The 12,520-nt window shown below is 68.2% G+C and carries 14 protein-coding genes; 9 read left to right on the plus strand and 5 right to left on the minus strand.

Features of this window, described 5'->3' with window-relative positions:
- Positions 1 to 429 precede the first annotated feature (429 nt).
- Together NAEX_RS05880 and NAEX_RS05885 are read right to left on the minus strand one after the other, a co-directional pair.
- Positions 430 to 1,425, minus strand: coding sequence for an IS3 family transposase (locus NAEX_RS05880; protein WP_211302334.1), 996 nt, complete (start codon positions 1,423 to 1,425; stop codon positions 430 to 432).
- Between the two features lie 11 nt (positions 1,426 to 1,436).
- A complete protein-coding gene (locus NAEX_RS05885; RefSeq protein WP_096325681.1) occupies positions 1,437 to 1,760 on the minus strand; it encodes a transposase in 324 nt (107 codons plus the stop codon).
- Between the two features lie 388 nt (positions 1,761 to 2,148).
- Here NAEX_RS05885 and NAEX_RS05890 point away from each other — a divergent pair, with 388 nt between their 5' ends.
- The 6 genes from NAEX_RS05890 to NAEX_RS53695 all read left to right on the plus strand — a co-directional run bounded on the left by NAEX_RS05890 (position 2,149) and on the right by NAEX_RS53695 (position 6,080).
- Positions 2,149 to 2,508 (plus strand): hypothetical protein, encoded by a 360-nt coding sequence (locus NAEX_RS05890; protein ID WP_096332370.1) that lies wholly within the window; start codon positions 2,149 to 2,151, stop codon positions 2,506 to 2,508.
- Positions 2,505 to 4,019 carry an IS21 family transposase gene (istA, locus tag NAEX_RS05895; protein ID WP_096326531.1) on the plus strand — a complete coding sequence of 505 codons (1,515 nt, stop codon included), beginning with the start codon at positions 2,505 to 2,507 and terminating at the stop codon, positions 4,017 to 4,019. The genes NAEX_RS05890 and istA overlap by 4 nt, the downstream gene beginning before the upstream one ends.
- A gap of 127 nt (positions 4,020 to 4,146) precedes the next feature.
- Positions 4,147 to 4,593, plus strand: coding sequence for a helix-turn-helix domain-containing protein (locus NAEX_RS05900; protein ID WP_143825521.1), 447 nt, complete (start codon positions 4,147 to 4,149; stop codon positions 4,591 to 4,593).
- Complete coding sequence (locus NAEX_RS05905; protein ID WP_245913942.1) at positions 4,503 to 5,108, plus strand: IS630 family transposase; 606 nt, start codon at positions 4,503 to 4,505, stop codon at positions 5,106 to 5,108. Before NAEX_RS05900 ends, NAEX_RS05905 begins: the two co-directional genes overlap by 91 nt.
- A complete protein-coding gene (gene istB, locus NAEX_RS05910; RefSeq protein WP_096326534.1) occupies positions 5,105 to 5,833 on the plus strand; it encodes an IS21-like element helper ATPase IstB in 729 nt (242 codons plus the stop codon). Before NAEX_RS05905 ends, istB begins: the two co-directional genes overlap by 4 nt.
- 118 nt (positions 5,834 to 5,951) lie before the next feature.
- Positions 5,952 to 6,080, plus strand: coding sequence for a hypothetical protein (locus tag NAEX_RS53695; protein ID WP_256254127.1), 129 nt, complete (start codon positions 5,952 to 5,954; stop codon positions 6,078 to 6,080).
- A gap of 70 nt (positions 6,081 to 6,150) precedes the next feature.
- Here NAEX_RS53695 and NAEX_RS47370 read toward each other — a convergent pair whose 3' ends face one another.
- The 3 genes from NAEX_RS47370 to NAEX_RS05920 form a co-directional block, all read right to left on the minus strand.
- Complete coding sequence (locus NAEX_RS47370; RefSeq protein WP_143141464.1) at positions 6,151 to 6,492, minus strand: hypothetical protein; 342 nt, start codon at positions 6,490 to 6,492, stop codon at positions 6,151 to 6,153.
- Between the two features lie 126 nt (positions 6,493 to 6,618).
- Positions 6,619 to 6,897, minus strand: a complete 279-nt coding sequence (locus tag NAEX_RS05915; protein WP_096326535.1) for a hypothetical protein — start codon at positions 6,895 to 6,897, stop codon at positions 6,619 to 6,621.
- Positions 6,898 to 7,052: 155 nt separating this feature from the next.
- Positions 7,053 to 7,235, minus strand: a complete 183-nt coding sequence (locus NAEX_RS05920; protein ID WP_096326536.1) for a hypothetical protein — start codon at positions 7,233 to 7,235, stop codon at positions 7,053 to 7,055.
- Positions 7,236 to 7,678: 443 nt separating this feature from the next.
- Between NAEX_RS05920 and cas3g the strand changes: the two genes are divergently transcribed.
- The 3 genes from cas3g to cas7g are packed head-to-tail and all read left to right on the plus strand — an operon-like array spanning position 7,679 to position 12,520.
- Positions 7,679 to 10,537: a type I-G CRISPR-associated helicase/endonuclease Cas3g gene (cas3g, locus tag NAEX_RS05925; protein ID WP_096326537.1), complete on the plus strand. Its 2,859-nt coding sequence runs from the start codon at positions 7,679 to 7,681 to the stop codon at positions 10,535 to 10,537.
- Positions 10,530 to 11,402 carry a type I-G CRISPR-associated protein Cas8g2 gene (gene cas8g2 / locus NAEX_RS05930; protein ID WP_096326538.1) on the plus strand — a complete coding sequence of 291 codons (873 nt, stop codon included), beginning with the start codon at positions 10,530 to 10,532 and terminating at the stop codon, positions 11,400 to 11,402. Before cas3g ends, cas8g2 begins: the two co-directional genes overlap by 8 nt.
- A complete protein-coding gene (cas7g, locus tag NAEX_RS05935; RefSeq protein WP_096326539.1) occupies positions 11,399 to 12,520 on the plus strand; it encodes a type I-G CRISPR-associated RAMP protein Csb1/Cas7g in 1,122 nt (373 codons plus the stop codon). The genes cas8g2 and cas7g overlap by 4 nt, the downstream gene beginning before the upstream one ends.

The raw sequence follows: 12,520 nt of genomic DNA on the forward strand, positions 1-12,520 counted from the left end.
TTCTGCCGGCACGGCGCCCCCCTTCCCTCCGCTGGGTCCCCATGAGCCGAGTTCCCCAGCCTCCGCGGTACTACGAGAGCGCTACGACTTCCCGCTGTCGACGCCGGCCGAAATCCGAGGCGCAGCGCCGATGAGGCGTCAACGGTCAGCGGATGAGGATCAAGCAGCGCGTCAAGTTTTCGGCGAACGCTGGCGGGTCGGGTAGAGGGAGCGCGGCCGCCAAAAGGTGAGCGCTGAGAGGTAGCGACTCTCAGCGCTCGGTGTCGTAGCCGGCCGTACCCCAAAGGACAGCCAACAAAGAAGCGACGGCAGGAGGGTACGGCGAGGGCTCGGGGAAGTCCAGCGGAGTGCGTGGCCGGGCACGTGGTCGATCGAGGACGAGAGCCAGCTGTATTGGCTCAGCGTGAATGCAACCGAGGGAGGTGCGGCTTACGGACTTGCGGGTGGGCAGGTCTGGTTGGGATGATGGTGGGTTTGGTGTCGGCGAGCAAGTTCTCGGCGTTGACGGCGGAGCTCTCGAGCGGCCTCGAGTTTGCGGTCGCGTTCGACGAAGATCGCAGCTTCGCGGCCGGCGAGCTTGTCGACCGGCGCAATGTAGCCGATGGCACTGTGGAGGCGGCGGGCGTTGTAGTGCTCGACGAAGTCGGCGGTGACGCGACGGGCCTCGTCGATCGTCGATGGCGCTGCGGGCCGTAAGGCCGTGGACTTGAAGGTTTTGTGCCAGCGTTCGAGCTTGCCGTTGGACTGCGGGTAGCCGGGTGAGATCCGGACGTGGGTCATGCCGGCGACGCGGATGAACTCCTTGAAATCGCGGGCGATGAACTGGGGGCCGTTGTCGGTGACGATGCGGGGCCGCGCCCCGGGGAACAGCTCCCGGGCGCGCTGCAGGATGCACTCGACGTCTCGTTCGGTCATCGACTCGCGGAGATCCCAGTGGACGATGTAACGGCTGTAGCCGTCGAGCACGCTGCACAGGTAGTAGAACGTGCCGGCGAGGTTGATGTAGGCGATGTCGACGTGCCAGTGGCGGTGCGGGCCGTCAGGCTGCTGGAAGCCAGTGCCCTTCTTCGAAGGACCGCGCTGCCAGCGATCGAGGCGGCCAGCGGCGCTCAGGACTCGGTAGACGGTCGCCGGGCTGACGGCGACGATGTCCTGGTCGAGCATCATGTAGGTCAGCCGTCGGTAGCCCTCGAGTGGGTGCTTGTCGAAGAAGTCGAGGATCGCCTGGCGCTCGGCGTCGAGGATCCAGTGGTCGCGCGGGATCTTCCCGTTGTGCTCGTTGGCCTTGCCGTACCGCTCGCGCCAGCGCGTCAGCTGCGACCGCTGGATCCCCAGCCACCCCGCGAAGCGGGCCGGCGCCAGCTCGGTCTTCTCCGACCAGTCGGTGACGAAGTCGATCACCTCGTCCCGCGTCTCATGGGGCACCCAGCGGCCGTTCAGAGCTCCCCAAGCTCTTTTTTTAGGTCAACCAGCGCCTCCGACAGCTCGGCGATCACCGCGTCCTTCTTGACCAGCTTCGCCTCGAGGTGCTCCACCTTCTCGCCGAGCTCGCGCTTGACCGTCTCCGCCGGCGTCGTGCGAGATTCGACGAACACCTGCGGCGCGCGCTCAAATAGCGCCCGCTGCCAGCCGTAGAACACGCTGGGCTGCAGCTTGTACTTCTCGCACAGGTCCGACACGGGCACCTTGTCGAGGTGGTGCTCTCGCAGGATCTTGGATTTCTGCTCGGGGGTGAAGTGTCGGCGTTCTTGCTTCTTCATGCGGGCCTCCTGGCCACGCCTCTCCTCTACCAAAACTCAGGCCCGTTGCGGGCCAGCCGAGGCAGTACACAGCGACTGTTCAACTGCGGGAGGTGCCGGCGGCAGGTTTCGGTGTGCCGGGCCTGCGACCGCGGGCAGCGGTACTGCGGGAAGGACTGCGCGGCCCAGCAGCGGCTTGCGTCGGTGCGGGCGGCGAGGCGGCGTTACGCGCGGAGCATGCACGGCCGGCGGATGCACGCGAGGGCCGAGGCGAGGCGGCGCTCCGAGCGGCGGATGAAGATCGTGATGGATCACGGTCTGGCCACATCGGAGCCGGCGCCGATGCTCGACGAGCAGGTGGCCGAGGCCGGCGTGGTGCTGGTCGCCATCTGCGGAGACGAGGACGATCGTGAGTCAATCAAGATGGAGAGCGCTGCTGCGGATCTGCGAGCCGGACCTGCAAATCCTGGTGATCGACGGCGAAGGGGATCGGCTGAAGGCCCGGCTGCCGCTGCACAGCGAGCACCCGCGGGCGCTGATGACGGTGCTGGAGGGGCTGGCGATGTGGCAGGGCCAGCGGCTCGACGCTGTGCAGTATGTGGACGCGAGGGGTCCGGATTACATCGACTGGGCGTTTCCCAACGCCGATCTTCGCGGGCACCGCAGCCCGCTCGTGGATTTTTCTACGCGGGTGCACGGCGGCGCGCGGAGACGGATCCGCGGCGTCGGTGACTTTCGGCAGCTGCGCCTTCTCGGAGGTGACGTGTGAAGACGCGGCCCGAAACCGAGGCGGAGATTGTCCGCCTGCATCACGCGGAGGGCTGGCCGATCGGGACGATCGCCGAGCAGATCGGCGTGCACACGAGCGTCGTGACGCGCGTGCTCGGCCAGGCCGGCGTGGTGCCGGCGGTGACGATGCCGCGACCGTCGAAGGTCGACCCGTACCTGCCCTTTATCCGCGAGATGCTGGAGAAGTACCCGCGGCTGCGGGCGAGCCGGCTGCTGCAGATGGTGCAGGCGCGCGGGTACACGGGGAAGTGCTCGCGCTTCCGCGAGATTGTCGCGTCGATCCGGCCGCGGCCGAAGGCCGAGGCGTACCTGCGTCTTGCGACCTTGCCCGGAGAACAGGGGCAGGTCGACTGGGCGCACTTCGGCAAGCTGCGCATCGGTCGGGCCGAGCGCCCGCTGATGGCCTTCGTCATGGTCCTGAGCTGGTCGCGGATGGTGTACTTGCACTTCTTCTTCGACGCGCGCATGCCGAGCTTTCTGCGCGGGCATCAGCTGGCCTTCGAGACATTCGGCGGCGTGCCGCGCGAGCTCCTGTACGACAACCTCAAGAGCGCGGTGCTGGAGCGGGTCGGCGACGCGATCCGCTTCAACGAGACGCTGCTGCGCCTGGCCGGTCACTACCGCTTCGCGCCGAAGCCCTGCGCGCCGGCGCGGGGCAACGAGAAGGGGCGTGTGGAGCGGCGGATCCGCTACATCCGCGACAACTTCTTCGCCGCGCGCACCTACGAGGATCTCGACGACCTCAACGCCCAGGCCGCCGACTGGTGCGCGCGGATCGCCGCCGCACGCCCGTGCCCGGAGGATCGCGCCCGGACGGTCGGCGAAGTCTTCGCCGAGGAGCGGCCACGGCTTCTGCCGCTGCCCGAGACGCGCTTCGCGTGCGACGAGGTCGTGCCGGTGCACGTCGGCAAGACGCCGTACGTGCGCTTCGACCTCAACGACTACTCGGTGCCGCACACCCACGTGCGCCGGCAGCTCGCGGTGGTCGCCGATCCGGACACCGTGCGGATCGTCGACGGGACCGCCGTCCTCGCCACGCACCCGCGTGCGTGGGGCCGCGACGAACGCGTCGAGGATCCTGTGCACATCGAGGCGCTCGTCGCCGACAAGCGCGCCGCGCATCATCACCGCGGCATGGACCGCCTGCAGCACGCCGCGCCGCACAGCCGCGGCTTCCTGCATCGCTGCGCCGAGCGCGGGCAGAACCTCGGCAACGTGACCTGGCAGCTCGGGCGCCTGCTCGACCAGTACGGCGCCGCGGAGCTCGACGCCGCGCTCGCCGAGGCCAACGCCCGCGAACTCGTCCATCCGCCGAGCGTGCGCCAGCTGCTCGAGCGGCGACGCGCCGACGAGGGCCGACCCGCGCCGCTGTCCGCCGAGGTGCCCACGAACCCGCGGCTGCGCGAGGTCGTCGTGAGGCCGCACGCGCTCGACTTGTACGACCGGCTGCGGCCGAAGGACGAGGAGGGTGACGATGACTCTCGCACCTGACGATGCCCTGCGAAGACGCGCTCTGACAGCATGTCCGTCACGTCTTGATCCTCTGCGACTGGATCAAGGCTCTGCAGGATACGGCTGAGCCAGCTTGCGCGAAAGCGCTCATGTGCTCTTGCAGAGCATGCCCACGCCGATCTCTGTCGACCTTCGGATCCGCATTGTTGAGGCCCGCGTACAGGACGGGCAGACCTACGAGCAACTCGCCGAGCGCTTCCACGTGGGACGGGCGACCGTCGATCGAGTGCTGCGCCTCCAGCGAGAGACCGGTTCGGTCGAGCCCAAGCCGCACGGGGGCGGAGTGGAGCGGCGGATCACGGCCCGGGAGCAAGATTTGATCGTGGAGCTGGTGCGGGCGCGGCCTGACGCGACGCTCGCCGAGTTGTGCTTCGCGCTGCAAGTACGGGCCGGGGTCCAGGTCAGTCGTTCCACCATGTGCCGCGAGCTTCAGGAGCTCGGCTTCACGAGGAAAAAAAATCGCTGGTTCCCCGAGAGCAGTGCACGGCCGCAGTCGTGGCGATGCGCGACGCCTTCGTCGCGCAGATGCAGTCCTGCGACCCCGAGCGCCTGATCTTCCTGGACGAGTCCGGCTCGCACATCTCGATGACCCGCGCTCGAGCGTGGGCACCGCGAGGAAAGCGTGCCCATGGCGTCGTGCCACGGAATCGCGGCCGTGTGACGACGATGCTCGGCGCGCTGTCGATCGACGGCATCGAGGCGATGATGACCGTCGAGGGCGGCACGACGGCCAAGGTCTTCCTCGAGTTCATCGACAAGCATCTGGCGCCGAAGCTCCGTCCGGGCGACATCGTGGTGATGGACAACCTCGGTGCCCATCACGCGACAGGCGTCCGTGAGCGCATCGAGGCGCGCGGCGCGACGGTCGTCTACCAGCCGCCGTACTCGCCCGACCTCAATCCCATCGAGCTCGCCTGGTCGAAGATCAAGACCGCCCTTCGCGGCCTCGGGGCCCGAACCGGCCCACTCCTCAAGGCCGCGATTTCCGCCGTTGCGGCTCTCGTCACCCCAACCGATGCGGCCGGTTGGTTCAAACACTGCGGCGTCAGCACGCCTCAAGGCGTATGAAACCTGCTGTGAGTCTCGGCCTGCATGGCTTGTACGCACGCTGGGATGAGGTCGCCCGCGAGCCGTGGCTGCGCACCGTCCTCGACATCGAGGAGTACGAGCGAAAGCGTCGCAGCCTCGAGCGCCGCATGCTCGCCGCCAAGCTGACCGCGATGAAGCCGATCGCCGACTACGACTGGAAGCACCCGAAGCTCGACCGCGCCCTCGTCGACGAACTCTTCGAGCTCGGCTTCATCCGCGAGGCCGTCAACGTCGTCTTCCTCGGCCCCAACGGCGTCGGCAAGACCATGCTCGCGCAAAACCTCGCCCACCACGCCGTCCTGCAGGGCTACACCGCCCGCTTCACGACCGCCTCCGCGATGCTCGGTGACCTCGCCGCGCAGGACGGCGCCGCCGCGCTGCGCCGTCGCCTGCACCGCTACGTCAAGCCCGCGCTGCTCGTCGTCGACGAGCTCGGCTACCTGCCCTACAGCAACCGCTACGCCGACCTGCTCTTCGAGGTCGTCTCCCAGCGATACACCAAGGCGCCGGTCGTGATCACCACCAATCGGCCCTTCAGCGAGTGGGCCGCCGTCTTCCACAGCGCCTCCTGCGTCGGCACCCTCCTCGATCGCCTCTGCCACAAGGTCGAGATCGTCGAGATCGCCGGCGAATCCTGGCGCCTCAAGGAAGCCAACGAACGCACCTCCCGTCGCCGTAGCCGTCCGCCAAAACCCCCAGGCTGACCGCCCGCAGCCAGCTCCCGCATCACGTCCACGCCGGCGCTGTGCGCCGGCGATTTGCGTCGGCGTCCGACACCGGCGCTACCCACCGGCGCCGGACACCGGCGCTACGCTGCGGATCGTGGCCGGCGACAACACGAGCGTCGCGCAGATGCAGTCCTGCGCCCCCGAGCGCCTGATCTTCCTGGACGATCCGGCTCGCAAGCCCTGGGCTCGACCCGGCGAGGTCGACCACCGCCCGACGTGGTGAGCCGGGTCTTGAGACGTTCGCGCTACTGGGGGCGCTCTGGTTGGCGCTGGCGATCCAGTGTCGGCTGACGTCAGTCTCCCGGCCCCGTGTCCTCGATCGTGATCTTGATGATTCTCTTGGGGGGCGTTTTCGCCGAAGAGGTCTCGGGTGCAGGAGGCTTCGGCGCGGTCGACATCTTCCACATCACGCACCCCACGTATTTCGTCCGCGCCTTAGTGTTGGTGACGAAATGAACACCATCCCATCCACACTTCTTGGCCTCGCTATAGAACCATCCCTTGACGGTCTTTGCGACGCTACTTGCCTTTTGTTTCTTAGCTTCACAGAAACGGTTGTAGAGGGCGAGGATTTCATCCCTGTCGCAGAAGTAGGGGGTATCCGGCTCGAGATCCTCAGGAGTGGGGAAGTTCACGCCGCCCGTGACAGCACGGATCCGTCAGCCCGTCAAGGCGCACTTCGGCGCAAATGGCGCCGAGGTATCCCTGTCCACGAGCGAAACCTTGCGACTGGACGGCCGCCAAGGTCTTCTCCTTGCGGCTCAGAGCTTGAGTCGACGGCGCCAGCGCTTTCCGTTCGTGTCGTGGAGGACGAACTGCGTCGGTGAATGGAACGAGTAGCGGGAGGCGATCTGCTCCTGGAGCAGTTCGTTCACGACCTCGTGGACCTGATCGATGTCTACCCCAACATCCTTGGCGAGCTCCTCGCCGTCCAGAGGTTCGACGCGGTCGGGGTCGTCTTCGGCGCGGATGATGGCGTCGAAGATGCTGTGGCGAAGATACGGGGGGATCGGGGGGGTCTTGGGGCGGTTGTCTGTCATGCGTGGGACGCTGGACCCGACCCCAAAACCCGTCAACGAGTGCCCGCGATCCGCGCGTTCACCCTAGCCAAGGGGTCCCGCGAGGCCGTGCAGCGGGCACTCGTTGACGGTTTTTCGATCCTCGGTTAGCCTGGTGGCGTTGAGAACTGTTGGTCTTACGCGGGGATGGGCGGCGGGTGCGTGACTTCGTGGCGGGGCACGAACACCAACGTCCAGATGCCTTCGTGCTGGAGCAGGATCCACGTGCTCTCTGAGTCGACGTAGACGCGGTGGATCGGCGGGATGTCCATGCACCCATCCCCGAGGCTCGCCGGCTGCGACAGGAAGAACTTCCCCATCTCGGTCTCGCATGACTCACTCTCGGGCCGTCGATAGTGGAGTCGCGTCTTCTTCTTCCTGGAAACCCATGCGCCCGGGCTACTGCAGGCGGCGGCAGGATCATGGACGGTGGTTCCGGCGATCGTCGAGCCGTCGGACGCTCGACGCTTGGCAGCGGCGCCTTGGGGATCATGCACGACGAGAACGACAAGCCGAGCGTAGCCCGCCGCGGCGACGCGCGACGCGCGACGCTTCAACCGATCTCACATCTGATGGCGGCGAGAGGGCGTCGCAGACAACGGTGTAAAGTCACAATCGGTGGATGATCGATGGACGCAACCCCATCGACTCCATGGTAGACGAGAAAGTCTTAGGGGAGCAGCGTCCTGATGCGGGATCGTATGACCGTTTGTGCATGGCTCTTTGAGCAGATGGAACGGCACGCGCCCTCGAGCTCGCGCCGATGGAACTGGCGCGCTGGGGCGCCGGCATGAGTGGCGTCATTCAGGCACCGGCCCGAGATTGGCTGGCGACCGCGCTCGGCGTGGCGGAGTCCTTCCCCTGGCAGGACGCTCTGCTGACACTGATGCTCGCGGGGGCGCTGCCGCGGGCCGTCGACGTGCCCACGGGCCTCGGCAAGACGGCGACGATGGCGATCTGGCTCGTCGCGCGGGCCGCTGGCGCGACGCTCCCACGGCGGCTGGTCTACGTCGTCGATCGCCGCGCGGTGATCGATCAGGCCTCCGATATCGCAAGGGGACTGCGCGAGCTCGTCGCGCGGACGCCCTCGCTCGCAGCCGGCCTCGGACTCACGCCCGGGGCCACCCTGCCGATCTCAACCCTGCGCGGCCAGTTTGCGGACAACCGGGAATGGCTGGTCGACCCCTCGTCCGCGGCGATCGTCCTCGGCACCGTCGACATGGTCGGCTCGCGGCTGTTGTTCGAGGGCTATGGGGTCACGCGACGGATGCGTCCGTATCATGCGGGACTCCTCGGTTCGGACACGCTCGTCATCCTGGACGAAGCCCACCTCGTCCCGACCTTCGAGGCGCTCGTCGAGGAACTCGCCATCAGCCGTTCGCTCGGTCCGCGCGACGAGGTCGCCGGGCTCGTCCCTCGGCTCCAGGTCATGTCACTGAGCGCGACGGGCCGGGTCACCGGCGACGTCCTGACCCTCGGCGCCAACGACGAGGCCCACCCGGTCGTCCGCCGCCGCCTGGGCGCGCGCAAGTCGCTCGTGGTCCGCGCTCCGGTCGACCCGGCCACGCTCGTCGAAGAGCTCGCCCGCGAGGCGTGGGAGCGGAGCGAGCGAGGGACGCGACCGCTCCGCTGCATCGTCTTCTGCGACCAGCGCACCTTTGCGCAAGCCGTCGTGAACGCCCTGCAGAAGCTCGCCGCTGCCGGCCCCAACAGCGTAGAAGAGTCGATCGAGGTCGAGCTGTTCGTCGGCGGCCGCCGGGTATGGGAGCGCAAGGCCGCGGCGGATTGGCTCGCGGCACGGGGCTTCCTCGCGGGGCACCGCGCCGCTCCCTCCAGGCCGACCTTTGTCGTGGCCACATCGGCTGGGGAGGTCGGGGTCGACCTGGACGCCGACGACATGATCTGCGACCTCGTCGCGTGGGAGCGAATGGTACAGCGTCTTGGGCGGGTCAACCGCCGCGGCGACTCCGACGCGACGATCATCGTGGTCCCTGTCAAACCGGACAAGAAGGCAGCCGAGGCGCTGGCGAAGGCTGACAGGGCAGCGGAGCGGGCCGAAGACACCGAAGACGACGGCCCGGTCGAAGCAGTCGTGCGTCGTCATCGCCGGCTCGATGCGTGCCGGGAGCTTCTCGACCGACTTCCGCGTCGTGGCGGCGCCGCAGACGTGAGCCCTGGAGCGCTAACGGCGTTCAAACAACGGCCAGACGTGGCGAGCCTGATCGTGCTCGCCTCGACGCCCCCGCCGCTACGGCCAGCGCTCGAGCGCCCGCTCGCCGACGCGTGGTCGATGACATCGCTCGTCGAACATACGGGGCGCCCCCCGATCCAGCCGTGGCTTCGTGGCTGGGTCGACGAAGATGAGCCGCAAACGACGCTCGTCTGGCGTCGCCACCTCCCCGTGCATAGCAACGGGGACCCACTCGCGCCGTCCGACGTCGCCCGCTTCTTCGAGGCAGCAGCCCCCTACTTGCTAGAGGCGCTCGAGACAGAGACCCGCAGCGCTCTCGCGTGGCTCGAGCAGCGGCTCCGCGCGCTGCGCGATCGCGTCGCCGACCGACCGCCACCGGACGCCCTGGTTGGGACTGACGAGCAGGCGGCCGACGAGGCACCCCCGACCAGCGAAAACAACAACCGGCAATCGCACACCGCGGGAGTGCGTCCGCTCAGGGGGAAGAAGGACGTCGTCGCCTTCATCCTCCGCGCGAACGCTGAGCCGGTCGCACTCCGCCTCCACGAACTGAACCGCGACAAGCGTGAGCGGGACGAGCTCGAGCAGCGGTTGCGCGGATCGACGCTGGTCGTGGATGTCCGGCTCGGCGGGCTCGGCAAGGGCCTGCTTGACCCGGATAGCGATGCTGCGATCGAGGTCGGCGACGTGGAAGAAATGGCGAAGGAGCGCCCGTTCCGGGTCCTTCTCAGGGAGGTGAGCGCCTCCGGGGCGAACGACCCGAACAACTGGCGCGAAGAGCTGCGGCTCGGCCTCGATCCCGATCCCGAAGGTACGCCAAGGCGATGGCTACTCGTCGAGACCTCGCGTCGGGCCCTCCCTGCCACCGAGGAGGCACGCTCGACCGGCCGCGAGCAGCTGCTGGCCGAGCACGAGGCCTGGGTCGAGCGTCATGCCCGGCGCATCGGAGAGCGAGTCGGCCTCCCGCCGGCGTACTGCGAGGTGCTCGCGCTCGCGGCGTTACTGCACGACGAGGGCAAGCGTGCGCGTCGCTGGCAACAGGCGTTTCGCGCGCGGGCGGGGGAGGTCTGGGGAAAGACGGCGAGCGCGCCCAACTTTCGCTTGCTGGACGGTTACCGCCACGAGTTCGGCTCCCTCCCATACGCCGAGCGCGACCCGCGGGTGGCGGCGCTCGACCTACCGCTGCGCGACCTTTGCCTGCACCTGATCGCGGCCCACCACGGGCACGCACGGCCCCTGATCCCGACCGCCGGTTGCGAGGATGCGCCGCCCAGCGCCCTGACCGCGCGAGCCGCAGAGGTGGCGCTCCGCTTCACCCGCCTCCAGGCGCAGTGGGGCCCGTGGGGTCTGGCGTGGTGGGAGTCCTTGCTGCGCGCCGCCGATCAGCAAGCCTCTCGCGAAAACGACCAGCGGAGTGACGAGCATGGCTGACGCGTCGATTCCCGTCGATCTCTTCAACCCCGGGCAGGTGTTCGCGTGCCTCGGCATCGTTGAGGCGGCGGCGACGCTCTTGGGCGAAGCCGAGGCCGCGTTCGACTGGACGGGCGAGTCCCGCTTTCACGTCCGCTCCCCCGGCCCGGCGCATCCGATCGCGGCGGTGCTCGCGTTCCTCGCCGACGCTGAGGTCGTCGCCGAGGTGCCGCATGAATCCACGCTCGCGACCGGCTGGAAATCCGGGTGGGGTCGAGTCGAATCCCTCGGGCCAGTCGAGCCTTACCCCTATCCGGAGCCGGGGAGCGTGGCGACGTTGCGCGCCGCGCTGTGCGTCGGGTCGCGACGGCTGGTGCTCGATCACTGGGGCGACGTGAAGCGCGACAACGTCAAGTTCTGGGCCGGTTCAGGCGGATATCCCGGCGCCGCGCTCGCCCGCGATGCGCTCGCGCTGGTCCGCGATCGGCTCGATGACGCGGTGAATGATCCGTTCGCCGTCGCGGCGCCGCAGAGCAGCAGTTTCCGTCTCGACTGGCGGCGCGACTACATCCCGATGGAGATTGGCTTCTCGCTCAACGAGCACGGAGGACGTATCGAGACAGTCGGCTACCCGCTCGTCGAACTGCTCGGCGCCCTCGGGCTCGGCCATGCGCGCCCCCAGCGGCTGGATCGGCTCGCATACAGGTACGGCGCCCTCGGTCGCACGTCGACGATCGCGTGGTATCCTCCGTGTCTGCTGCGTGCCGCTCTTGGTGGAGCGCCGCTCCCATTTCCATTGCGTCGCTTCCATATGTCTCTGGGCTGGCCCGGTCAGGAGGGGCAGGCCCGTTCGATCACGACCGTCATTGAGGAGAGCCCGACATGAGTGCCACGGCAGTCAGCGAGGAGATCATGCGCACATGGGTCGACGACCCGAAGGGGCCTGTCGCCCTTGCGATGAAGGAGCATCTCGTCCCCGTCGAGGGCGAGGGGGGCGTCTTCTTCCCGCCCACCTACGCGGAGATCGGCTACAACATTGATACTCTCGGGGACGGCACGAAGGTCGTCACCGTCGACAGCGTGGGCTCTCAGGCCAACCGTATGGAGCCGATCTTCAAGGCCGGCAGCGGCGACGACGTGCTCGCCAGGCTCGTCCCTCAGGTCCAGCTCGACCTCGGCGACGGTCGCGCGGTCTCGCTCCTCGAAGTAGGGCATCGGCTCGGCGACGCCATCATTCGCTCGTCGAAGCTCAAGGAGGAGGCCCGAGCGGCGTTCGATCTGTTCCAGCGATCCGGCGACGCGACGGCCATCGCCAAGCTCGCGCCTACCTCGCTGGTCTTTGGCGTGTGGGACTCGCGCGGCAAGCATGCCAAGCTGCCGCGGGTCGTTCAGTCGGTGATTCGCGCCTTCGACGTCGACATGATTCAGCGCTCGGCTCAGTACTTCCCGCCGCTCGACTACGCTGCGCTGGAGGTCTTCTCCGACGACGAGAAGGTGAAGTCGGAGAAGAACCCGAAGAGCCCCGTCGCGCAACGCGGCTTCGTCGCGGTCCCCGCGACGAAGCTCCCCGGCGGCGTCATCGCCCGCGGTCCCATCGTCCGCGACGTCACGATCAACCTCGTCGCGCTGCGCCGCCTCCGCGGCAGCGCGCAGGACAGCGGCGAGCTGCGCCGTTACATCCTCGGGCTCTGCCTCGCGGCCGCCACCGAGCCCCCGGACGGGTTCTTGCGGCAGGGCTGCCTGCTGACCCCCAGGCCCGACCAGCCCGGCGAGTGGCACATTGTCGCGCGCACTGGCGAGCGCACCCCCGTCGCGCTGCCGAGCGCCGTCGTGCGCTCCTGCGCCACGAAGTGGGCGGCGGAGTTCGGCGTCGGCCCCGACCGGACCGAGAAGTTCGACAAGGCGCTCGCTAAAGCAGATCTCACGGACACGAAGCCAGGCAAGGCGCAGGCGAAGGAGCAAACCGACGTCAAGAAGTCCGGCAAGGGCAAGAAGGGCGGCTGA

The organism is Nannocystis exedens, from assembly GCF_002343915.1.
Classification (GTDB): Bacteria; Myxococcota_A; Polyangia; order Nannocystales; family Nannocystaceae; genus Nannocystis; species Nannocystis exedens.

Bases quoted from the DNA above. Each gene is read 5' to 3' on its own strand.
- NAEX_RS05885 (WP_096325681.1), bottom strand. From the start codon at position 1,760: ATGAAGAAGCAAGAACGCCGACACTTCACCCCCGAGCAGAAATCCAAG.
- NAEX_RS05900 (WP_143825521.1), top strand. From the start codon at position 4,147: ATGCCCACGCCGATCTCTGTCGACCTTCGGATCCGCATTGTTGAGGCC.
- istB (WP_096326534.1), top strand. From the start codon at position 5,105: ATGAAACCTGCTGTGAGTCTCGGCCTGCATGGCTTGTACGCACGCTGG.
- NAEX_RS05915 (WP_096326535.1), bottom strand. From the start codon at position 6,897: ATGACAGACAACCGCCCCAAGACCCCCCCGATCCCCCCGTATCTTCGC.
- NAEX_RS05920 (WP_096326536.1), bottom strand. From the start codon at position 7,235: ATGGGGAAGTTCTTCCTGTCGCAGCCGGCGAGCCTCGGGGATGGGTGC.
- cas3g (WP_096326537.1), top strand. From the start codon at position 7,679: ATGGAACTGGCGCGCTGGGGCGCCGGCATGAGTGGCGTCATTCAGGCA.
- cas8g2 (WP_096326538.1), top strand. From the start codon at position 10,530: ATGGCTGACGCGTCGATTCCCGTCGATCTCTTCAACCCCGGGCAGGTG.
- cas7g (WP_096326539.1), top strand. From the start codon at position 11,399: ATGAGTGCCACGGCAGTCAGCGAGGAGATCATGCGCACATGGGTCGAC.